This is a genomic window from Kitasatospora sp. NPDC101235, from assembly GCF_044767505.1.
Taxonomy (GTDB): Bacteria; Actinomycetota; Actinomycetes; order Streptomycetales; family Streptomycetaceae; genus Kitasatospora.
The window spans coordinates 236832-256641 of the sequence record NZ_JBIWNZ010000007.1; the positions used below are offsets into that span (position 1 = coordinate 236832).

Here is a 19810-nt window from a genome sequence, read left to right on the forward strand (position 1 = left end):
CGGCGGCTCGGTCAGCCGCGCAGCGGGATGCCGGGTCGGTCCGCCTGGGGGCGGTCGACGGGGGTGCTGCGATCGGTCGTGCCGCGCTCGACGGGGGTGTGGTCCATGGGGCCGCGGTCCGTCCTGGTGCGGTCGATCGTGCCGCGGTCCAGGCTGCTGCGGTCCAGGCCGCCCTGGCGGGCCGCCGGGACGGTCGTGGCCAGACCGGTGCGCTCGGCGGCGGCGGGCAGCTCCTCGGAGCGGTCCGGGCGGCTCTGGCCCGGGACGGCACCGCTCGCGGCGAGGAGCTCGCTGGTCGGGCGACGCATGCCGTAGCGCCGGTGCACGGCCTGCTTGGTGACCCCGAGGGCGGAACCCACCGAGTCCCAGGAGAAGCCCAGCGCCCGGTCGAACTCGACCGCCGCCGCCACCAGGGTCTCCACGCTCTCCCGCAGCTCCTGCGCCAGGCGCACGGTCGGCGCCGGCGCCCGCCCGTACACCACGAAGCCGGCCGAGGTGCTCGGTCGGCGCGGACGGTAGACGTTGCCCAGTTGCGCGGTGAGCGTCCGCAGCGCGTCGACCTGCCGCCTCACCCGCTCGATGTCCCGCACCAGCAGGTGCAGGCTCGCCCTCGCCCGGGCGTCGTGGTTGATCTGCTCGGCCATGGCCTACGTGCCACCTTCCGTACGGTTCAGCTCGGCCGGGGCGCGGTGTCCCGTGCGCCCGGCCCTGGTCAATCTCTCTTGACCAACGCCGAAGCGGGGGCCGGGGTAACGCCGCTCGGCACAGTCGGGCCGTGCCGGACGCCGATCCGGCCCGGGGGAAGCCCCCGGCGGGCGGCCGTGCGGGTTGCATAGACTGGCGGGTGAACCAGCCCGACCGCAGCCCGTGCCCCTACGGACAGGAGCCCGTACCCCGTGGCGATCCAGCCGATCCGTCTCTTCGGAGACCCCGTCCTGCGGTCCACCGCCAAGCCGGTGACCACCTTCGACAAGGAACTGCGCAAGCTGGTCCGCGACCTCACCGACACCATGCTGGACGCCCCCGGTGCCGGCCTTTCCGCGCCCCAACTCGGCATTTCCCTGCGGGTGTTCACGTACCACGTGGACGGTGTCACCGGGCACCTGATCAACCCGGACCTGTCGCTGAGCGAGGAGGAGCAGGACGGCCCCGAGGGCTGCCTGTCGCTGCCCGGCCTGCGCTACGACACCAAGCGCTCGTACGGCGTGGTGGCCAAGGGCTTCAACATGCACGGCGATCCGGTGACCCTGGAGGGCACCCAGCTGCTCGCCCGGTGCATCCAGCACGAGACCGACCACCTGGACGGCATCATCTTCATCGACCGGCTCGACCGCGAGCAGCGCAAGGCTGCGTTGAAGGCGATCCGGGAGGCGGCCTGGGGCGGCGGGCCGGCCCCGGTGGTCAAGGTCTCGCCGCACAGCACCTTCGGTTCCGCCCGCTGATCTCGGCCCGCCGACCTCGGCCTGCTGACCTCCGCCGGCTCTCGTCGGCTTCGCTGGTTTCTTGAACTTCCTTTTCCAGAAAGGCACTTGATGCGTCTCGTCTTCGCCGGCACCCCCGAGGTCGCCGTTCCCGCCCTGGATGCCCTGCTCGCCTCGGACCGGCACGAGGTCGTCGCGGTGGTCACCCGCCCCGACGCTCCGGCCGGGCGCGGGCGCAAGCTGGTTGCCAGCCCCGTCGCCCAGCGCGCCGAGGAGGCCGGGATCGAGGTCCTCAAGCCGGCGAAGCCCAGCGACCCGGACTTCGTCGCCCGGCTCACCGAACTCGCCCCCGACTGCTGCCCGGTGGTCGCCTACGGTGCGCTGCTGCGCCCCGGCACCCTGGAGATCCCCAAGCACGGCTGGGTCAACCTGCACTTCTCGCTGCTGCCCGCCTGGCGTGGCGCGGCCCCGGTCCAGCACGCGGTGATGGCCGGCGACGAGGTCACCGGCGCGTCCACCTTCCTGATCGAGCAGGGCCTGGACTCCGGCCCGGTCTACGGCGTGATCACCGAGGAGATCCGCCCGACCGACACCAGTGGCGAGCTGCTCACCCGGCTCTCGCTCTCCGGTGCGCGGCTGCTCGCGGCCACCATGGACGGCATCGAGGACGGCACCCTGCACGCCGTGCCGCAGCCGGCCGAGGGCGTCACGCTCGCGCCGAAGATCACCGTCGAGGACGCGCGGATCGACTGGAACCACCCCGCGCTGCGTATCGACCGGGTGGTGCGCGGCTGCGCGCCGGCGCCGGGGGCCTGGACGGAGTTCCGGGGCGAGCGGCTGAAGGTCACCGGGCCGGTCAAGCTGCTGCCGGACTCCGCCGAGCTGGCGCCGGGCGAGGTCGCGATGGCGGGCAAGAACAGCGTCCGGGTCGGGACCGGCAGCCACGACGTCGAGCTGGGGGAGGTGCGTCCGCAGGGGAAGAAGGAGATGCGGGCCGCCGACTGGGCCCGGGGCGCGCGGCTGGAGGCCGGGGAGCGCTTCGGGGGCTGACGCTCCGGTTCGGCGCTACTGTTCGTTCGAGACCGTCCGTGTTCGTTCGAGCTACTTCATCTCCACCGTTCGTTGATAGCCACCGCAGCACCTTGAGGCACCTGTGACCACCCCCAGCGCCAAGCGCGCCCCCCGCCCGCACCGCCGCCCGAAGAAGGACCCGGCCCGGATCGTCGCGTTCCGCGCGCTGCGCGCCGTCGACGAGCGCGATGCGTACGCCAACCTGATCCTGCCCTCGCTGCTCCGCGAAGCCGAGCAGAAGGGCATGGACCGGCGCGACGCCGCCCTCGCCACCGAGCTGGTCTACGGCACCCTGCGCCTGCAGGGCACCTACGACGCGATCATCGCCGCCTGCATCGACCGGCCGCTCAGCAAGGTCGACCCGCCGGTGCTGGACGTGCTCTCGCTCGGTGCGCACCAGCTGCTCACCACCCGCATCCCCAGCCACGCGGCCGTCTCGGCGACCGTCGAGCTGGCCCGGGTGGTGCTCGGCGACGGCAAGGCCAAGTTCGTCAACGCCGTGCTGCGCCGGATCAGCGCCCACGACCTGGACGCCTGGATCGAGCAGGTCGCCCCGCCGTACGACCGGGACGCCGAGGACCACCTCGCGGTCGTGCACTCCCACCCGCGCTGGGTCGTCTCCGCGCTCTGGGACTCGCTCGGCCGCTGGCAGCCGGACGCCTCCGGGCGCACCGCGATGGAGGAACTGCTGCGGGCCGACAACGAGCGGCCCGAGGTCACCCTGGTCGCCAGGCCCGGCCGGGCCACCGTCGGTGAGCTGGCCGACGCGCTGCCGGAGGCCGAGCCGGGGCGCTGGTCCCCGTTCGCGCTGCGTCTCGCCGAGGGCGGCGACCCGGGCGCCGTCGCGGCCGTGCAGGAGAACCGGGCGGGCGTGCAGGACGAGGGCAGCCAGCTGGTCGCGCTGGCGCTGGCCTCGGCGCCGCTGGAGGGCCAGGACCGGCTCTGGCTGGACGGCTGCGCGGGCCCCGGCGGCAAGGCCGCGCTGCTCGGTGCGCTGGCCGCCGAGCGGGGTGCGGCACTGGTCGCGAGCGAGAAGCAGCCGCACCGGGCCCGGCTGGTGGCACGCGCGCTGGCAGGCAACCCCGGCCCGTACACCGTGATCGCGGCCGACGGGACGCGCCCGGCCTGGCGCTCCGGCGGCTTCGACCGGGTGCTGGTCGACGTGCCGTGCTCCGGCCTAGGTGCGCTGCGTCGCCGCCCGGAGGCGCGCTGGCGGCGCCGGCCGGCCGACGTCGCGGCCTTCGGCCCGCTCCAGCGGGACCTGCTGCGCTCGGCGATCGAGGCCACCCGGGTCGGCGGCGTGGTCGGCTACGCGACCTGCTCGCCGCACCTCGCGGAGACCCGGGCGGTCGTGGACGACGTGCTGCGGGGCGAGGGCGGCCGGGTCGAGTGGATCGACGCGCGCCCGCTGCTGCCCGGCCTCCCGGCGCTCGGCGACGGGCCGGACGTGCAGCTGTGGCCGCACCTGCACGGGACGGACGCGATGTACCTGGCGCTGCTGCGGCGCACCGCCTGACGTCGTTCCGATGTCGTCTCCCCGGCCGGGGCCGTGACCTCGGCCGGGGCCGGCGATCCCGGCGGTGTGCACCCTGATCTGTCTGTCTGTCGGCCTGCACCGGGGGAGGGCCGTCGGTGCGGGCCCCGGGGGTGATGCGGCGGCGCGCGGTGTGGTGACGGTCACGGCCGTGGGCGGCTTGCATCTCCCGTGGGGGGAGGTAGCAGGGTGGTGGCCATGAACGGCGACGTGACGTACACCATCGGTGAGCTGGCTCGGCGGACGGGGCTGACGGTCAAGACCGTCCGCTTCTACTCGGACCAGGGGATCGTGTCGCCGGCCGACCGCAACCCGGCCGGCCACCGGCGGTACGGCGCCGACGCCGTCGCGCGCCTGGAACTGGTCCGTACCCTGCGGGAGCTCGGGCTCGGACTGCCCGCGATCAGGCGGGTGGTGGAGCGTGAACTGACGCCGGCCGAGGTCGCTGCCGCGCAGGCGGAGGCGATCGACCTCCGGATCCGGGTGCTACGGCTGCGGCGGGCGGTGCTCGGGGCGGTGGCCAGGCTCGGGTCGACGCCTGAGGAGTTGACGCTCGTGCACCGGTTGGCCCGGCTCACGGAGGACGAACGGGGGCGCCTGATCGCGGAGTTCCTGTCGGGGGTGTTCGGCGGGATCGGTGGCGACGAGCGGTTCTCTGCCGTGGCGCGCTCGTTGACGCCGGAGCTGCCGGAGGATCCGTCGGTCGAACAGGTCGAGGCCTGGGTGGAGTTGGCGCAGCTGGCGGGGGACTCGGGGTTCAGGGCGCTGCTGCGCGGGCTCGCCCGGGCGGAGGCGGCGGAGGCGGCGATCGCGGAGGAGCGGGCCGGCACGGGCTTGCCGAGGCCCGGACTGGCGGTGGCAGTGCGGGAGTTGGCCGGACCGGCGGTCGCGGCCGGGGTGGACCCGGGGTCGGCGGAGGCGGCGGCCGTCGTCGCGGAGCTGGTGGAGCGGTACGGGCAGTGGTGTGCGGGGGCGGTGCCGGGGGACACCGGGGCGCTGCGCGACCGGTTGGCGGAACGGCTGGGGGCGATGGCCGATCCGCGGCGGGAGCGGTATCTGGAGCTGCTGGCGGTGGTCAACCAGTGGGCCGTCCCGGAGAGTTGGGCGGCGGAGGTGGACTGGGCGGTGCGCGCCGTGGCGTGAGCCGGGTGCGGGTGCGGGGGCTGTGTGGCTGTGGTGGTTGCGGTTGCGGCAGTGGCTGGGCGGCTATCGGCGGGTGGGGCCGGGGAAGGCGGTGAGGAAGGCGTGGGCCTGGGCGCGGAGGTGGTCGACCGGCGGGTCCTCGCAGATCACCTCCAGGCCGAGTCCGGTTGCCCGGCCCAGGTCGTAGTAGGACTGGTAGGCGAGGTACGGGCGGTGGTCGTCGGTGGGGTCGAGGCCGACGGCGAAGGTCGCGAAGTGGGGCTGCGGCCCGCCCTCGGCAGCGGCCGATCCGGTGCGGGAGAGCTGCCACTCGAACTCGTACGGCTCGGGTTCGGCGGGCAGGTCCAGCAGGGCCTGGGCGAGTCGGCGGACCTCCTCCGGGTTCGCGAAGGGGATCGACTCCGACCAGGAGGGGGCCGAGGCGAGCAGTTCCCAGCCGTCGCCGTTGTGGCCGACGGTCAGGGCCCATGCGCCCTGCCGGTTCTGCCAGTGGCAGCTGATGATCGGGTCCACGGCGGTCAACCTCCCTGCGGTGCCGGGTCGTTCGTACCTCCTCATCGTGGCACACCGGGCGGCCCGGGGGCTTCGGCCGTGAGCCGTCCTCGGGCCCGCTGCCAGGCCTCCTGGAGCGTGTGATGGCCGAGGGCGGCAGCGGGGTGGGGTCGGTCAGTCGGTGTCGGGGGCCGGGTGCCAGGGGCGGTCGGGGCGGGTCGGGACCGGGGCGGAGGTGAGGCGCAGCGCGTACACCTCGCGGTCGGTCGCCTCGTGCGGGACCTGGCCGAGGTACTCGTGGCCGGTCAGGTGGCACCAGGCGGGGAGGTCCAGCGGGGCGGCGGGGTCGGTGGTGTGGATGTGGACCACCGCGCCGGCCGGGAGGTGCGCGATCCGGGCGCGCAGCCGGAGCAGGAGCTGGACGCAGAGCAGGCCGGTGCCGTCGATGGAGAGGTCGGGGGCCTCTGCGGCGGCCTTGGGGGTGGCGGCGTCGGCTGCGGTCATCGGGGGGTCTCCTGGGTGATGCGCCAGAGGCGGCGGGGCAGTTCGCCCTCCTCGAAGGGGTGGACGTCGGTCAGGCGCCAGCCCTCGGCGAGCGCGTCCACCAGCTCGCGGGGGAAGAAGTGGACGGCGAAGCCGCCGTGCTCCCAGATGTCGTCCCCGTGGCCGGTGCCGGCGCCGTAGTGGGCGTCGCCGGTGTGGCGGACGGTGTAGACGAAGGTGCCGCCGGGGCGCAGGACCCTGCGGACCTCGGCGACGAGCGCCTCGATCTCCTCGGTGGAGAGCGCCATGCAGAGCAGCATGTGGGCGAAGACCGCGTCGACGGAGGCGTCGGGGAGGGGGAGCGGCTCGCGGACGTCATGGGTGAGGACCGAGAGCCGGTCGGCCAGGCCCTGGTCCGCCGCGGCGGCGCGCAGCTGGTGCAGGGCGGTCGGGCTGAAGTCGGCGGCCAGCACGCGGAAGCCCGCGCGGGCGAAGTGCAGCGCGTCGCGCCCGTGGCCGGCGCCGAGTTCCAGCACGTCCCGCGCCCCGGCGGCGGCGAACACCTCGGCGGCGTGCTCGGAGGGGGAGGAGGGCTGCTCGCCGTACATCCCGGGGTTGGCGGTGTAGGTCTGCTGCCAGTGCGCACGTTGGGCGTCCGCGAGGGTGTGCTCCAGTCCGGGCCCGGTGCCGGGGGTGTCGGTCATGGTGCTGCCCTTCACGGGGGGTGGGGTGGTGCAGGTGGTGCGCCTGGTGCGGGTGGTGTGGCGGTACGGGGTCAGCCTAGGACGTGGGGGCACGCGGTGGGTGTGCCGGGGTGCGGTGGGCGTGCGGCGGGGCCCGGCCGGGGCGGGCGGCTCAGCCGAGGCGCTGACCGGGGGCGGTGCCGCCGAGACGGGTGAGCAGGGTGGACAGTCGGCCGAGGTCCTCGGCGCTCCACTGCTCGGCCGCGAAGTGGTCGGCGGCGACCTGGCGGGCGGTGTACAGCATCTCGGCGAGCCGCTCGCGGCCGGTCGGGGTGAGGGCGGCGTAGGCGACCCGGGCGTCGCGGGCGGCGGTCTCGCGGGTGACCAGGCCGATCCGCTCCAGCGGCGCGAGGCCACGGGTCACACCGGAGGCGGTGAGCCCGAGGGCTTCGGCGAGGTCGACCCGGCGCATCCGGCCGCCGGGGGCCTGGGAGAGGTGGAGCAGCATGGTGAAGTCGGCCAGGCTGACGCCGTGCAGGCCGCTGAGGCCTGCGTCGAAGCGCTTGACCACGGCCGTCTGGGCGCGGACCAGCCGCAGGGCGGTATCCAGCGGGTCGGGGCCCGGGCCCGTTGTGGCCGGCTCGGTCGCGGCCCACCCCGTTCGCTCCGTCTGTTCTGGCTGTTCTGTCATTGCCACCTCCTTGACTGCTCAAGTATATCCCGACAGGGAGCCGTCAAGGAGGTGGCGGAGGGGGAGGGGTCGGATCAGTGAGCGGTGTTGGCGGCGCGGCGCTGACGCTTGCCGAGCGGCGCCTGGGAGAGGTCCTCGGCCTGGGAGCGGAGGTTCTTGTAGCCGTAGCCGCGTTCGGTGAGCCAGTTCTGCGCCGACTGCTCGGCCCGCTCGGTGGCATCCAGGATGTCCTCCTCGGCCTCGCCCTCGTCGAGGAAGCGGAAGGTGAAGGCGGTCCTCGCGGACAGGTCGTAGCTGAGGTGGCCCTCGTGGGTGAAGGCGGCGTGCAGCACGTCGTGCTCGGGTGCGGCGGCGAGCAGTTCGGAGCGCTGTTCGTCGGTGAGGCCGTCGAAGACGCCGCGCACCATGATGCGGAAGGTTCGAGTGGTCATCCCCCGACCATAGGCAGTACGGGCCGCCGGCCGCCAACGCGATTTCGGGCGACGCGGTGTCGCAGCCTGGAGACAGCCCACCTGGACGCCTACGGCGTGGCTCCCTCACGATCGGGGCGGAGGGCCGGCGGGGTGACCGGCTGACCGGGCTCAGGGGGCGAAAGGGCCGAAGGTCGTGGCGGCGAGGCGGAGCGCCGGTGCCGGGGTGTCGGGCCCGGTGCCGACGGAGTAGACCAGCCGCTTGCGGAGGTCCGGGGTGGTGAAGAAGCCGCCGGAGTACCCGAGGTCGTGTCCGGTCTTGCCCCAGAGCACCGTGCCGTCCTGCAGGGCAATGGCCGTCAGCCCGGCGCTGTGGCAGGCCCGTCCCTTGTCCGGACCGAACCGGCACTCGCCCGCCCCGCGTACGGGCAGCAGTCGGCCCGAGGCGTCCCGCGGCAGGGTGAGCAGGTCGTGCAGCTGCTGGGGCGGCAGGAGTTCGCCGTCCAGCAGGGCGCGCAGGAAACGGTCCAGGTCGGCCGGGGTGGAGACCATTGACTCCGGGTTGCCGCCCTGCTCGGAGACGTCCGTCGGGGTGCCCGCGTTGTCAGGGTAGTAGCCGGCCAGGTGGGGCTCGGGCATCGCGGGCCTGCCCTCCGTCACCTCGGTGTGCCGCAGGCCGAGCGGCTTCAGGACGCGGGCCGTCACCTCCTCCCTGATCGTGTGTCCGGTCACCTGCTCGATGATCCGGCCCGCCAGCCGGTAGTTGAAGCTGTTGTACTCCTGTGCGGTGCCCGGATCGAAGGCCGGGCTCGCCTCGGGTAGGCCCTTCTCCGGGTGGGGGCGGAGTGTCCGCTGGATGACCAGGTCGAGCGTCTCGTCGGCGAACCGGTGGGCTATCAGGCCGTCGTGGTCCTCGACCTCCGGACCCTCGACGGCCTGCGGAAGTCCGCTGGTGTGGTCGAGGAGCCGGCGGACGGTGATCGGCAGCGTGAAGCTCGCGGGCAGGGTGCCGGGCAGGTACTGCTGGACGGTGCCGTCCAGGGAGATCCGCTGCTCGGCGGCGAGCTGGAGCAGTACCGCGGCGACGAAGGGCTTGTTGATGCTGCCGATCCGGAACGCGGCGTTCGGCGCCACCGGCCGCCCACTCACCGGATCGCCCGCGCTGCCGCGCCAGGCCCGGCCGTCGACCGTCACCCGGGCGACCACTCCCGCCACCGGGTCGCCCGGCCGGGCGGTGATCGCGGCGTCGAGGGCGGCCGGATCGGGACTGGTGGGCGGCGCCTGGCCGACGGCGGGCGAGGGCGCGGGCTCGGCGGCGAGGGCGGGTGCGGCGGGCGCCGCTGCGAGGAACAGGGCGGCGAGGCCGCGTGCGAGGGCGGCGGTTTTGGTGACGGCCATGTGCTCTCCGATGCCGTTGGGACGGGTGTGAGGCGGATCGATCCGCCCCGGAGAACACGAAGTTGACGGATGTTCAGTTTCACCCCGCCGGAACGGAGGAGGAGAGCGTGGTCACGGAACACGGTGGAGACTCCCTTCCACGGCGGCCCGGGTGGCCGCCGTCGCGGTGACTCCAAGATTGATCGCCGAGACCCCGTTCGCGCATGTGCCGATCGGCAGGAATCCCGCCGGAATGCGAGCGGCCCTCCCCTGCCGATCAGCAGGGGAAGGCCGCTCGCATTCCGGCGGAGGGGGGTGGCTACACCCGTGCCGGGAGCCGGGTGCAGACCGCCCCCGCCACCAGCGGCGCGGGCTCGGCGCCCAGGGTGGCGAGGGTGAAGGCGGTGGTCAGCGCACTGATGTCGCGGGACTCGCGGATCAGGAGGTGGTTGGCGCCCGGGGCCTCGTACCGCGCGAGGTCCGGGACGACCCGCCGGGCGCGCAGCGCGTACTCCAGGGACTGGGTGGCGCCGGCCGTGCTGTGGTCCCCGGTGCCGTGGACGATCAGCACCCGCCGACCGGCCAGCTGGTCGACCGGGTCGCCGCTGGGCAGCCAGGGGGCGATCCCGGCCACGCCGACCACGGAGGGGTGTCCGGCACACCAGAAGGCGGCGCGCCCGCCCAGCGAGTTGCCGATCAGGGCGACGGGGGTGTCCGGGTACAGCCGGGTGAGCTCGTCGAGCGCCCAGCGGGTGTCGACGGCGGTGTCGGCGTCGGCGCCGTTCCAGCCGCCGTGGCGGTAGCGCAGCAGGTGCACCGCGAGGCCGTGCGGCCGGCCGCGCTCGGTGAGCTCGGCGGCCAGGTCCCGCAGGCCCAGCTCGGCGAGCTTCAGGGGTGCGCGCCGGCTGCGGATGAATCCGCCCGGCAGCAGCAGGGCGACGCCGTTGACCGGCCCCTCCCCCTGTCGCGGGGTCAGCTCTGCGGTGCGCGGACGCTGCGCTCGGAACACGCGAAATCCCTCCTGATGTGTACAGGCGGATTCTACGGTTCCGGCGAGGGGCCACGGTGCACCAGCAGGGACCGCAGGACTCAGCCGGAGACCCGGGTGCGCGCCACCGTGACCTTCGCCCAGCGGGCGCCGAGCGGCGAGGTCCAGGTGTCCACGACCTCGACCCGGTCACCCGAACGGGCGAGGCCGATGACGGTTTCCTCGCCGAAGTGGTCGACCCGGACGTTGGCGGCGTTGGCCGACACCTCCCACCAGCCCGCGCCGGGCTCGGGCGGCAGGTCGGCGCGGGCCGTGACGGCCGCCGGGACGAGCGGGATGCCCAGTGCGACCACGGTGGCCGTCGCACGGCCGATCACGGCCACGGGTACCTCCGTGCGGTGTCGTGCGCGGGCAGCGGCGCACAGGTCGCCGAAGTCGAGCACGCCGGAGAGGGTGCCGCCGGTGACCGCCCACGGGCGCGGGAAGCGCCCGGACGGCATGCCCGCCCGGAGCGGGACGGTGACCGGCAGCGGGAGGCCCGGGGCGATCCGGGTGGCCGCCGCAGCTCCTTGCGCGGCAGCTCGGGCGCGCGGTCGGTGCACGGCAGCCGCACCGCCGACTCCTGGCCGAGGCGCTGGAGTTGGTTGTCCCCGCCGCAGGGGACGGGGCGCAGCGGGAGGTCGGCGAGGTCCGGGTGCTGCTCGCGGAGCAGGGCGCGGACGGCCGGGGCGTCGAGGGTGGTCCGGGTGCCGGGGCGGTCGAGATTTCGGGGAGTCGGGCGGCGCCGTCGGGCTTCGGTTCGGTCGTCGGCGGGTGCCGGTCATCCGGCTCCGGGCTGGTGGCGGCGGTGTGGCGGTGACGGGCGGGGCCGTTCATGGTCGGCTCCCCTCGGTGGTGGGCGCGCCAGTGTGGTGAGGGGCGGGCCGGCGGAGCGGGAAGTCGGTCGGGTCGACTTCCTGCTCCGGGCCAGGGGACGGGTGGGGTGTGGTGCCCGCCACTCAGTGCGGGCCGGCGGCCGGTACGGCGCGGGGATCGGGATGGCGCGGGGTCCAGTGCAGCTCGCGAGCGGCCTTGGCGTTGGAGACCCGCAGGGTGGTGCCGAGCATCAGCTCGCCGAGGTAGGGCGCGGCAGCCCGCAGGGCCCAGCCGGGGAGGCGGAGGGCCGGGCGGCCGCGGCGGGTGGCGGTGGCCAACTCGCCGAAGCTCGCCGGGTGGTCGCCCGTGAGGTTGTACGCCTCGCCCGCGCGGCCGTGCTCCAGCGCGGCCAGCGTGGCGGTGGCGGCGTCCTCGACGTGGATCCACGGCACCACCCCGCCGCCGCCCAGCGGAACCGGCATCGGGCGGGCGCCGGGGGTTGGGTCGAACCACGTGCCCGGGCCGTGGAACAGGCCGTAGCGCAAGGCGGTCCCGGCGACGTGCGGGGCCTCGAAGGCCCGCTGCTCGGCCTCGACCAGGCCGGTGACGACATGGTCGGAGGCGGTGGCCCGGGGGCCCGTGCCGTACACGCCGAACGGCTCCTCCTCGGTGAGGAACCGGCTTCCGTGGTCGCGATAGCCGTACCCGAGGACCAGGGACTGGGTGAGGAAGCGCTCGGCGCCCACGACCCGTGCGGCGGCCAGCAGATTGGCGGAGCCGCGGACGCGCAGCACGTTGGTCGGATTGTCGGCGGCCACCCTGCGGGAGGGCGCGCGGAGCGCGGTCAGCTGGTGGACCACCGCGTCCGCGGCCAGGCCGTCCACCGCGCGCAGCAGCCCCTCGCGGTCCAGCGCATCGGCCCGTACGGGCGTGCAGCCCGCGGCCAGGACGGCCTGCGCCGAGTGCTCGGAGCGGGTGAGGGCCAGGACCTGGTGGCCCGCGTCGATCAGCACCCGGGTCAGCGGGGCACCGATGGCCCCGGTCGCACCTGCCAGCAGTACGCGCATCGTCCGCTCCTTCGAGTTCTTCGAGTCCTTCGGGCCGGGCCCTGAGGCCGCCGCCAGCAGGGACCGGGCGGGCCGCCGGAACGTGACACGGCGGTGGGCGCAGGGGTTCGGGCACGGGGCCGCGGGCGGGCTCGGACAGTGTTCGCGCCAAAGGGTGGTAACACTGTTTCCCATCGGTTACGTTGTTGCCCATGAGCACGCCCTACCAGGACGCGCAGCGGGTCGGCCAGGACGCCGTACGCGCCGTGATCCTCGACTGCGCCATCGCCCTCCTCGTCGCCGAAGGCCCCGCCGCGCTGACCGTGCGCCGGATCGCCGCCGAGATCGGCTCCTCGACCAAGGTGCTGTACACGATGTTCGGCGGGAAGGAGGGACTGCTCGACGCGCTGTACCGCGAGGGCTTCGCGCGGCTGCGCCGGGCGCAGGAACAGATCCCGCGCGGCGAGGACCCGTTGGCGTACCTGACCGAGCTCGGCCGGGCCTACCGGGAGCGGGCGATCGCCGAACCCGCCTACTACCGGGTGATGTTCGAGCAGCCGGTGCCCGGATTCCGGCCCGGCGCGGAGGCGCTGGCCGTGGCGGACAGCGCGTTCGGCGCCTCGGTGGCCGCCGTGGACGCCTGCATGGCGGCCGGAGCCTTCCGGCCGGGCGACGCCCAGGAGGTCTCCAGACTGTTCTGGGCGGCCACCCACGGCGCGGTGAGCCTGGAGCTCGCCGGCCACTTCGCACCGGCCGAGGCCGGGGCGCGCTACGAGGCGCTGATGGCCGCGCTGGGGCGGGCGTTCGGCGCAGACACCCCATCATCACCTGACGTGAGGTCGACACCATGAGCCGGGACACCGTGAGCAGCAACGGCACGAGCCGCGACGGCACGAGCAGCAACGGCACGAGCCGCAACCGCTACCTGTCCGGGAACTTCGCCCCGCTGACCGAGGAGGTCACCGCCTACGACCTGCCCGTCACCGGCCGGATACCGGCCCACCTCGACGGCCGCTACCTGCGCAACGGCCCCAATCCGCTGGGCATCGAGGACCCGGCCGCGCACCTGTGGACCCTCGGCGCGGGCATGGTGCACGGCGTCCGGATCCGGGACGGTCGCGCCGAGTGGTACCGCAACCGCTGGGTCCGCTCCGGCGCGGTCGCCGACCGGCTCGGCGAGCCCCGCCGCGGCACGCCCGTCGACGAGCGGCTGGACATCTCCCCCAACGTGCAGGTCGCGGGCCTCGGCGGGCGCACCTACGCGCTGATCGAGGGCGGTATCCGCCCCTACGAACTCACCTACGAGCTGGACACGGTGGGGCCCTGCGAGCTGGGCGCCACGCCGGAGGGGTACAGCGCCAACGCCCACTCGATCCTCGACCCGCACACCGGGGAACTGCACGCGTTGGCCTTCCGCTACGGCTCGGAACACGTGCAGCACATCGTGATGGACGGCGGCGGCACCGTCCGGCGCAGCACGCTGATCGAGGTGCCCGGGAACCCGTACATGCACGACTTCGCGCTCACCGAGCGGTTCGTGCTGCTGTACGACACGCCGGTGGTGTTCAGCGCGGCGCACCTGGCCACCGGCGTGCCCTTCACCTGGGACGAGCGGCGCGCCGCCCGGGTCGGGGTGATGCCGCGCGAGGGTGGCGCGGTGCGGTGGTTCGAGCTCGCGCCGCACCTGGTCGGGCACACCCTCAACGCGTACGAGCGGTCGGCGGACTCGCTGGTCGTCGACGTCGTACGCCACCCTCCGGGCATGGACCTGCGCACCATCGGTGCGAGCCGCCCCACGCTCGACCGCTGGACGATCGACCTGGCGGCGGGGACGGTGCGGGAGGAGCGGCTGGACGACCGGGTCCAGGAGTTCCCGCGCCTCAACTCGCGCCACACCGGCCGCCCCTACCGCTACGGATACGCGGCCGCCGTCGAGCTCTACGCGTCGCCGGCCGGCCCGGGGGACGACCGCCCGGAGGAGGGCTTCAGCAACGCCCTGCTCAAGCACGACCTGAGCCGGGGGACCGTCGAGGCCCACGAGTTCGGGCGCGACGGGGCGGTGGGCGAGGCGGTGTTCGTCCCCGCCGAGTCGCCGACGGCGGAGGACGACGGATACCTGATGGCGTACGTCCTCGACCCGGACCGGGGCGCGACGGACCTGGTGATCCTCGCCGCCCAGGACTTCACCGGCGAGCCCGTCGCCCGCGTGCACCTGCCGGTGCGGGTGCCGTCGGGCCTGCACGGGAACTGGGTTCCGGGCGGGGAACCGGGGCAGAGGTAGGGGGCCGACAGCGGGGGTGGGTTCAGCGGAGCCGGAGGCCCGCGGTGGCGGCGAGGTACCGGACCCGGGCCGCGCCGAGCCGGGCCGGTTCGGGGAGGAGGGCCGCGAGGCCGGGGACGGCGGGAGTCGCGGTCATGCCGGGCGACGCCGGCTGGCAGCCCCGGGGCGGGCCATCGGATTTCCCTTGCGTGGTAGAGCAGGGCGGCGCGGCGGCCGCGGGTGCGGGGAGAGGATTCGTCATGATCCCGGTGGCCGGGGCCTGGTATGTGCGGGTCATGGCCGGGGTTTTCCCTGCTCTTTGTTTCGGATCATGGCGCGCTCTGCGACGATCCGATGATCGTCGCCCCGACGCGGTGGGCGGCGCGTCGCAGGGGAGAGACCGGCATGGCCGTTCGGCCCGAGGACAGTGTCGTCCGGGCGAGGTGGGGAGCCAGCTTCGCCTGGGACAAGGAGACCTGGCTGGTGGTCTCCGGCGGGGTGCTGGGGGCGATGTTCGCGAGCATGGGGCTGGCGGTGCTGTTCGGCCCGGCGAACGGGTTCGGCGGCGACAGCCTCGCATACATGGGGATCATCAGCATCCTCGGGCTGATGCCCTGCGGTGCGGGCTTCGTCTGGGCGCTGATCCACCCGAAGGCCGGGTTCCCCTCGGCCGCCGTCGGTGCGCTGCTGGGGCTCGGGATCTTCGTCGGCTTCGCCGGGGACGGCCTCAACGACTCCTGGAAGGCGCCGCTGGACCGGCCGTCCACGATCCGCGCGGTGGGCAGCTGGACCAGCGGGGACCTGGTGGTGCGGGCCCGGCCGGACCTGGTGGTGGCGTACCGCAGCGCCACCGGGGCCGTCGCCTGGCGCTGGATTCCGCCGGGGGAGGACTCGGTGTGCGCGATGAGCAGGGGCACCGGGCCCGACGGGACGGGACGCGGCGGCGCCGTCGGCCTGATCGGCCACTCGCCGCACGGCACACCGTGCTCGGCCGTCACCTCGCTCGACCTCGCCGACGGCACGGAGGGCTGGACCGCCACCGTGGACGCGCCCGCCCGGGACGGGGACGACGCGACACCGGACGTGGTCGCGGTGGCCGGGCAGCAGGCCCTCCTCCAGGAGAGGTCCGGCTGGCGCGCCGTCCGGCTGGCGGACGGCCGGGACGTCTGGCGCAGCGCGGCCGACCCCGGCTGCTCCCCGCTGCAGGTCGCGGGCGGGCCCGGGGACGCCGTCACGGTCGCGCAGTGCGGCGACGCGGCGCCCGTGCTGCGCTCGCTGGCGCCGGCGGACGGCCGGGAGCAGCAGCGGATCGCGCTGCCCGCGGCGGGCGGGCTGAAGAACCTCGCGGTGGTGTCGGTCGACCCGCTCGCGGTGTGGGTGGACGCCCAGGCCGAGCGCGGCACCCACGCGGTGCTCAGCTACGACCGGACCGGCCGGCAGCGGGCGGCGATACCGGTCGCCGGGGACGAGTACGACCTGGACGTGATGCTGGGCGGGCTGCACGCCTTCGACGAGTTCAGCGCCCGGCCGCTGTTCGGCGGGGTGGTGGTGGGGGACCTGTTCGTCGTGCCGGGCGAGAAGCCCGGCGACGTCGGCATCAGCGGCGGCAGGCACCCGAGCCGGACCGCCACCGGCCGGCTGCTGGCGTACTCGCTCACGGACGGCGGCAAGCGGTGGACGGCGGGACTGGACGACCAGGTGACCGGCCTGGTGGTGGACGGCGGCTCGGTGTGGGCGATGACCCGGGGCCGGGTGACCAGGGTGGAGGCGGCCACCGGGCGGCAGAGCGCCGTGCTGGACGTCAACGACACCGCGTCGCTCTACCCGGTGGACCTGTCGGTGTCGGGCTCCGAGCGGTTCACGGTGGTGGCGGAGGACGGGACGCGGGACGAGCCGCCGGTGCGGCTGATGAACTGACGGCGGCCGGCGGGTCGCCCCTGGCGCGTTCGCGGCTCGTCGTCGCCGCGCCGCGGCTTTCGTCCCCTGCCGTGTTCGCTGCTTGTCCCCGTCACGCTGCGGTTCGTCCCCGCCGCGCTCGCGGCTACCGGAAACCCGGGTAGCCGAGGACGAGGATCCGCTCCGCCGGGTTCCGGACGTAGGGGACCACCTTGCCGGTCGGCTCGAAGCCGAGCCGGCGGTAGAAGGCCTGGGCGCGCCCGTTGCCCTCGTGCACGCCCAGGGTCAGCGCCCCCACGGTGGTGTGCTCCCGGGCTTGGCGGACGACCGCGCGCACCAGGTCGGCTGCCGGGCCGGCGGCGCCGCGGTGCGCCGGGGTGACGTAGACCGAGTGGATGTGCACGTGGTCGGGGACGTCCGGCAGGGGCTCGACGCCGGCGATCCCGACCCAGGCGCCGGTCCCGTCACCGGCCGTGAAGGTGGCGGACTCCCGTGCCGTGGCCCCGTGGGCGGCCCGGTGCCGCCAGTAGTCCTCCGGGCGGGCGGCGGAGTCCGTGTACGAGGAGCTGAAGGCCTGCGGGGAGTCCCGCAGCGCCTCCAGCGTGATCCCGCGCAGTTCCCGCCACTCCCCGGCGGCCATCCGGCGTACGTCGTAGTGCATGCGTCGAGCCTGGCACAGGCCGTGCGGCGGCCGGATCACGCACGAGGATGATCTTCGCCACCCTCCGTGTACCCGTGACGGGGCCCGCCACCGGCGGATCTGAGCCTTCCCGGTGGTTGTGTCAGGCTGGTGGGGGAGCACCGCCGAGATCGGGAGACTCGTGATGGCCGAGATCAGGGTGAACGGGGTGGCGCTGCACTACGAGGCCCGAGGTGAGGGCCCCGGCGTCGTCCTGGTGCACGGTTCCTGGAGCGACGCGGACTCCTGGGCGCGGGTGCTGCCGGGTCTGGCCGAGTCCACCACGGCGGTCGCCTACGACCGCCGGGGGCACAGTCGCAGCGAGGACCTGCTCACCCAGGGGTCGGTGCACGAGGACGCGGCCGACCTGGCCGGGCTGATCCAGGGGCTGGGCCTCGCGCCGGCCTTCGCCTACGGCGACTCCTACGGCGCGCTGGTCACCCTCCGGCTCGCCGCCGCCCGGCCCGACCTGCTGCGCGGGATCGCCGTGCACGAGCCGCCGGGCACCGGTATCCTGCTTGCCGACCCGGACCTGCGCCCGATCGGCACCGCGTTCGCCGACCGGATCGCCGACGTCCGGGAGCTGCTGGAGCGGGCCGAGTCGGCCGCGGCGGCCGAGTTGTACGTGGACAGCCTCGCCCTCGGCCCGGGTGCCTGGGAGCAGCTGCCCGCGCCGGTCCGGCACACCTACATCCGCAACGCGCCCACCTACCTGGACGAGCTGCGCGACCCGGACGCGCTCGACCTCGACCTCACCGGGCTCTCCCGGTTCGGCGAACCGGCGTTGCTCACCCAGAGCGACGACAGCGCGCCGATGTTCGGCGAGGTGCTGGACCTGATCGACCTCACCCTGCCCAAGGCGGAACGTCACCTGTACGAGGGCGCCGGGCACGCCCCGCACCTGTCGCAGCCGGAGGAGTGGGTGCGGGTGGTGCTGCCGCGGGCGCTGTTCTGAGGCTTCACGGCGGGCCGTCCAGGAGCCGACGGCCAACGGCCCGCCGTCGCGTCAGTGGTTGGTGGCGCCCCAGCCGTCGTCGGGGAGCGAGCGGTCCGGCTCGGGGCACTCGACGTGCTCGAAGCCCCACAGCACGGCCTTGTGCAGCACCCACTCCGGAAGCGGCGGCTGGTCGTAGTTGTCGCGGTTGGTGAGCACCAGCTCGACCCGGACCTCCTCGGCCGGCGAGAACTCCAGGTTCCGCTGGTCCGGGAGGTTCTCGTACGTCACCGTCCGCCAGTCGTGGCCCGTGGCGGTCAGCGCGGCCAGTAGGTCGGTCTCGCTGACGTGGGTGTCGAGCGTCACCGAACCGCCGCCCGGCTGTGGGAGGTCGAGCTCGCCGTGCCAGGCCGACAGGGACAGCGAGTGGAGCCGGCGGCAGCGGCAGAACACCGTCGGCACGTCGCCCCAGCCGAAGGCGTGCGGCCAACGCTTGCCCCGGTGGATGCGGCCGCCGTCCCACGGATCGCCGTAGTGGGCGGCGAGTTCGGCCAACGAGGCGCCGTAGCGCAGCTCGCCGAGGCGGCCGGTGGTGGCCAGGCGGGTGACGAGGGGGAGGAAACCCGTCAGCCCAGGCACCCGCGCACCGCCTCGATCAGCCGGTTCGCCCGGGCGTCGCCGTGGCCGATCATCCGGTTGGCGACGTACGCGAAGCCGACGCCGAACTCGTCGTCGCCGAAGGCGAACTGGCCGCCGGCGCCGTCGTTGCCGAAGCTGCGCGCGCCGAGCAGCGGGCGGAAGGCGGGGGAGTCGAGCAGCAGGCCGGAGCCCCAGCGGGCGCCCAGGTCGAAGCCCAGGAAGCCCGCGCCGGAGGAGACTTCGCGCACCGCGTCGGTCACGGTGTCGGCGGAGAGCAGCCGCTCGCCGCCGTCCAGTCCGGTGGCCGCCGCCGCGTACACGCCCGCCAGGCCGGTGGCCGAGGCGACGGCGCCCGCGCCGGGCAGCTCGATCGCGTGCAGGGCCGGGTCGTTCCAGCCGTGCGGCACGTCCAGGCCGGGGAAGACCAGGGCGCCGTTCATGGTGACGATCCGGGTGAGCAGGTGCTCCGGGCCGGGCATCGGGCGGCGGCCATCGGCCTCCACCAGCCGGGCCAGGCACGGGAGTTCGCTCTCCGGAAGACCGATCCAGACCGGCAGGCCGAGCGGCTCGGCGATCTCCTTGCGCAGGAACGCGCCCGGGGTCAGGCCGGTGATCCGGCGGATCACCTCGCCGACCGCGAAGCCGAACACATGGCCGTGGTACTCGTGGGCCGTGCCCGGCTCCCAGAGCGGCTGCTGCGCCTCGATGGCCCGGATCACCGGCTCCCAGGCGGCGACCTCCTCGAAGGAGAGCGCCGCGTCCAGGGCCGGGAGGCCGGCGCGGTGGCCGAGGATCATCCGGGTGGTGACGGCCTGCTTGCCGTTGCGCGCGAACTCGGGCCAGTAGCGCGCGACCGGCGCGTCCAGGTCGAGCCGGCCCTGCTGGGCGAGCAGGTGCGCGCAGATGCTCACCGGGCCCTTGGCGCAGGAGAACACCGGTACCACGGTGTCCTGCGTCCAGGCGCGGCCGGTGCGCTCGTCGGCCGTGCCGCCCCACAGCTCGACCACCTTCCGGCCGCCGGCGAACACCGTGACGGCGGCACCCAGTTCGGGGAACTCGGCGAAGTTGGCGGCGAAGGCGTCGGCGACGGCGCCGAAGCGTTCGTCGGCCCAGCCCTGGTACTGCTGCATGATGTGGGTACCCCGTTCTGCCCTCAAGATCGACCGAACCACGCTACGGTAGCCGGGCGGTCGTGACGATGGATTTTC

22 protein-coding genes are annotated in these 19810 nt (G+C 74.6%); 9 read left to right on the forward strand and 13 right to left on the reverse strand.

Going from position 1 to position 19810, the window contains the following annotated elements; translation table 11 throughout:
• Positions 1-11: 11 nt before the first annotated feature.
• Complete coding sequence (locus ACIRRH_RS14880; RefSeq protein ID WP_403066615.1) at positions 12-644, reverse strand: hypothetical protein; 633 nt, start codon at positions 642-644, stop codon at positions 12-14.
• A 252-nt stretch (positions 645-896) separates the two neighbouring features.
• Between ACIRRH_RS14880 and def the strand changes: the two genes are divergently transcribed.
• The 4 genes from def (at position 897) to ACIRRH_RS14900 (ending at position 5169) form a co-directional block, all read left to right on the forward strand.
• On the forward strand, positions 897-1442 hold the full coding sequence (gene def, locus ACIRRH_RS14885; protein WP_403066617.1) for a peptide deformylase: 546 nt from the start codon (positions 897-899) through the stop codon (positions 1440-1442).
• A gap of 90 nt (positions 1443-1532) precedes the next feature.
• A complete protein-coding gene (fmt, locus tag ACIRRH_RS14890) occupies positions 1533-2471 on the forward strand; it encodes a methionyl-tRNA formyltransferase (RefSeq protein ID WP_403066619.1) in 939 nt (312 codons plus the stop codon).
• 103 nt (positions 2472-2574) lie between these two features.
• Entirely contained in the window at positions 2575-4008 is a 1434-nt protein-coding gene (locus tag ACIRRH_RS14895; RefSeq protein ID WP_403066621.1) for an RsmB/NOP family class I SAM-dependent RNA methyltransferase, read from the forward strand.
• Positions 4009-4224: 216 nt separating this feature from the next.
• Entirely contained in the window at positions 4225-5169 is a 945-nt protein-coding gene (locus ACIRRH_RS14900) for a MerR family transcriptional regulator (protein WP_403066623.1), read from the forward strand.
• 63 nt (positions 5170-5232) lie between these two features.
• Here ACIRRH_RS14900 and ACIRRH_RS14905 read toward each other — a convergent pair whose 3' ends face one another.
• The 8 genes from ACIRRH_RS14905 to ACIRRH_RS14940 all read right to left on the reverse strand — a co-directional run bounded on the left by ACIRRH_RS14905 (position 5233) and on the right by ACIRRH_RS14940 (position 10895).
• Entirely contained in the window at positions 5233-5682 is a 450-nt protein-coding gene (locus tag ACIRRH_RS14905) for a hypothetical protein (RefSeq protein WP_403066624.1), read from the reverse strand.
• Positions 5683-5835: 153 nt separating this feature from the next.
• A complete protein-coding gene (locus tag ACIRRH_RS14910) occupies positions 5836-6165 on the reverse strand; it encodes a sulfurtransferase TusA family protein (protein ID WP_403066626.1) in 330 nt (109 codons plus the stop codon).
• A complete protein-coding gene (locus tag ACIRRH_RS14915; RefSeq protein WP_403066628.1) occupies positions 6162-6848 on the reverse strand; it encodes a class I SAM-dependent methyltransferase in 687 nt (228 codons plus the stop codon). The genes ACIRRH_RS14910 and ACIRRH_RS14915 overlap by 4 nt, the downstream gene beginning before the upstream one ends.
• A gap of 151 nt (positions 6849-6999) precedes the next feature.
• On the reverse strand, positions 7000-7518 hold the full coding sequence (locus ACIRRH_RS14920) for a MarR family winged helix-turn-helix transcriptional regulator (RefSeq protein ID WP_403066630.1): 519 nt from the start codon (positions 7516-7518) through the stop codon (positions 7000-7002).
• A 74-nt stretch (positions 7519-7592) separates the two neighbouring features.
• Positions 7593-7949, reverse strand: a complete 357-nt coding sequence (locus ACIRRH_RS14925) for a DUF6204 family protein (protein ID WP_403066632.1) — start codon at positions 7947-7949, stop codon at positions 7593-7595.
• Between the two features lie 150 nt (positions 7950-8099).
• Complete coding sequence (locus ACIRRH_RS14930) at positions 8100-9326, reverse strand: serine hydrolase domain-containing protein (RefSeq protein WP_403066634.1); 1227 nt, start codon at positions 9324-9326, stop codon at positions 8100-8102.
• Positions 9327-9624: 298 nt separating this feature from the next.
• Positions 9625-10314, reverse strand: a complete 690-nt coding sequence (locus tag ACIRRH_RS14935; RefSeq protein WP_403066636.1) for an alpha/beta hydrolase — start codon at positions 10312-10314, stop codon at positions 9625-9627.
• Positions 10315-10394: 80 nt separating this feature from the next.
• Positions 10395-10895 (reverse strand): hypothetical protein, encoded by a 501-nt coding sequence (locus ACIRRH_RS14940; protein ID WP_403066638.1) that lies wholly within the window; start codon positions 10893-10895, stop codon positions 10395-10397.
• 38 nt (positions 10896-10933) lie between these two features.
• Between ACIRRH_RS14940 and ACIRRH_RS14945 the strand changes: the two genes are divergently transcribed.
• Entirely contained in the window at positions 10934-11152 is a 219-nt protein-coding gene (locus ACIRRH_RS14945) for a hypothetical protein (RefSeq protein ID WP_403066640.1), read from the forward strand.
• 139 nt (positions 11153-11291) lie between these two features.
• Here ACIRRH_RS14945 and ACIRRH_RS14950 read toward each other — a convergent pair whose 3' ends face one another.
• Positions 11292-12215 (reverse strand): NAD-dependent epimerase/dehydratase family protein, encoded by a 924-nt coding sequence (locus ACIRRH_RS14950; protein ID WP_403066642.1) that lies wholly within the window; start codon positions 12213-12215, stop codon positions 11292-11294.
• Positions 12216-12406: 191 nt separating this feature from the next.
• Between ACIRRH_RS14950 and ACIRRH_RS14955 the strand changes: the two genes are divergently transcribed.
• From ACIRRH_RS14955 to ACIRRH_RS14965, 3 genes are all read left to right on the forward strand, one after another.
• A complete protein-coding gene (locus ACIRRH_RS14955; RefSeq protein ID WP_403066644.1) occupies positions 12407-13045 on the forward strand; it encodes a TetR/AcrR family transcriptional regulator in 639 nt (212 codons plus the stop codon).
• Positions 13042-14475: a carotenoid oxygenase family protein gene (locus tag ACIRRH_RS14960; protein WP_403066646.1), complete on the forward strand. Its 1434-nt coding sequence runs from the start codon at positions 13042-13044 to the stop codon at positions 14473-14475. Before ACIRRH_RS14955 ends, ACIRRH_RS14960 begins: the two co-directional genes overlap by 4 nt.
• A 384-nt stretch (positions 14476-14859) precedes the next feature.
• Entirely contained in the window at positions 14860-16371 is a 1512-nt protein-coding gene (locus ACIRRH_RS14965) for a hypothetical protein (RefSeq protein ID WP_403066648.1), read from the forward strand.
• Positions 16372-16495: 124 nt separating this feature from the next.
• On the opposite strand, the gene ACIRRH_RS14970 is transcribed toward ACIRRH_RS14965, so the two are convergent.
• Complete coding sequence (locus ACIRRH_RS14970) at positions 16496-17011, reverse strand: GNAT family N-acetyltransferase (protein WP_403066650.1); 516 nt, start codon at positions 17009-17011, stop codon at positions 16496-16498.
• Positions 17012-17174: 163 nt separating this feature from the next.
• On the opposite strand from ACIRRH_RS14970, the gene ACIRRH_RS14975 reads away from it, so the two are divergent.
• A complete protein-coding gene (locus ACIRRH_RS14975) occupies positions 17175-17984 on the forward strand; it encodes an alpha/beta fold hydrolase (RefSeq protein ID WP_403066652.1) in 810 nt (269 codons plus the stop codon).
• 51 nt (positions 17985-18035) lie between these two features.
• On the opposite strand, the gene ACIRRH_RS14980 is transcribed toward ACIRRH_RS14975, so the two are convergent.
• The gene (locus ACIRRH_RS14980; protein WP_403066654.1) at positions 18036-18602 is read right to left on the reverse strand and encodes a hypothetical protein; all 567 of its coding nucleotides are present in this window, start codon (positions 18600-18602) and stop codon (positions 18036-18038) included.
• Positions 18590-19732: a serine hydrolase domain-containing protein gene (locus ACIRRH_RS14985; protein ID WP_403066656.1), complete on the reverse strand. Its 1143-nt coding sequence runs from the start codon at positions 19730-19732 to the stop codon at positions 18590-18592. Before ACIRRH_RS14985 ends, ACIRRH_RS14980 begins: the two co-directional genes overlap by 13 nt.
• Positions 19733-19810: the final 78 nt, after the last annotated feature.

Excerpts from the sequence above, each read along its gene's own strand:
- ACIRRH_RS14910 (WP_403066626.1), bottom strand. The coding sequence starts at position 6,165 with ATGACCGCAGCCGACGCCGCCACCCCCAAGGCCGCCGCAGAGGCCCCC.
- ACIRRH_RS14955 (WP_403066644.1), top strand. The coding sequence starts at position 12,407 with ATGAGCACGCCCTACCAGGACGCGCAGCGGGTCGGCCAGGACGCCGTA.
- ACIRRH_RS14975 (WP_403066652.1), top strand. The coding sequence starts at position 17,175 with ATGGCCGAGATCAGGGTGAACGGGGTGGCGCTGCACTACGAGGCCCGA.
- ACIRRH_RS14965 (WP_403066648.1), top strand. The coding sequence starts at position 14,860 with ATGGCCGTTCGGCCCGAGGACAGTGTCGTCCGGGCGAGGTGGGGAGCC.
- ACIRRH_RS14925 (WP_403066632.1), bottom strand. The coding sequence starts at position 7,949 with ATGACCACTCGAACCTTCCGCATCATGGTGCGCGGCGTCTTCGACGGC.
- ACIRRH_RS14960 (WP_403066646.1), top strand. The coding sequence starts at position 13,042 with ATGAGCCGGGACACCGTGAGCAGCAACGGCACGAGCCGCGACGGCACG.
- ACIRRH_RS14970 (WP_403066650.1), bottom strand. The coding sequence starts at position 17,011 with ATGCACTACGACGTACGCCGGATGGCCGCCGGGGAGTGGCGGGAACTG.
- ACIRRH_RS14930 (WP_403066634.1), bottom strand. The coding sequence starts at position 9,326 with ATGGCCGTCACCAAAACCGCCGCCCTCGCACGCGGCCTCGCCGCCCTG.
- ACIRRH_RS14880 (WP_403066615.1), bottom strand. The coding sequence starts at position 644 with ATGGCCGAGCAGATCAACCACGACGCCCGGGCGAGGGCGAGCCTGCAC.
- ACIRRH_RS14920 (WP_403066630.1), bottom strand. The coding sequence starts at position 7,518 with ATGACAGAACAGCCAGAACAGACGGAGCGAACGGGGTGGGCCGCGACC.
- ACIRRH_RS14900 (WP_403066623.1), top strand. The coding sequence starts at position 4,225 with ATGAACGGCGACGTGACGTACACCATCGGTGAGCTGGCTCGGCGGACG.
- ACIRRH_RS14950 (WP_403066642.1), bottom strand. The coding sequence starts at position 12,215 with ATGCGCGTACTGCTGGCAGGTGCGACCGGGGCCATCGGTGCCCCGCTG.
- fmt (WP_403066619.1), top strand. The coding sequence starts at position 1,533 with ATGCGTCTCGTCTTCGCCGGCACCCCCGAGGTCGCCGTTCCCGCCCTG.
- ACIRRH_RS14915 (WP_403066628.1), bottom strand. The coding sequence starts at position 6,848 with ATGACCGACACCCCCGGCACCGGGCCCGGACTGGAGCACACCCTCGCG.
- ACIRRH_RS14985 (WP_403066656.1), bottom strand. The coding sequence starts at position 19,732 with ATGCAGCAGTACCAGGGCTGGGCCGACGAACGCTTCGGCGCCGTCGCC.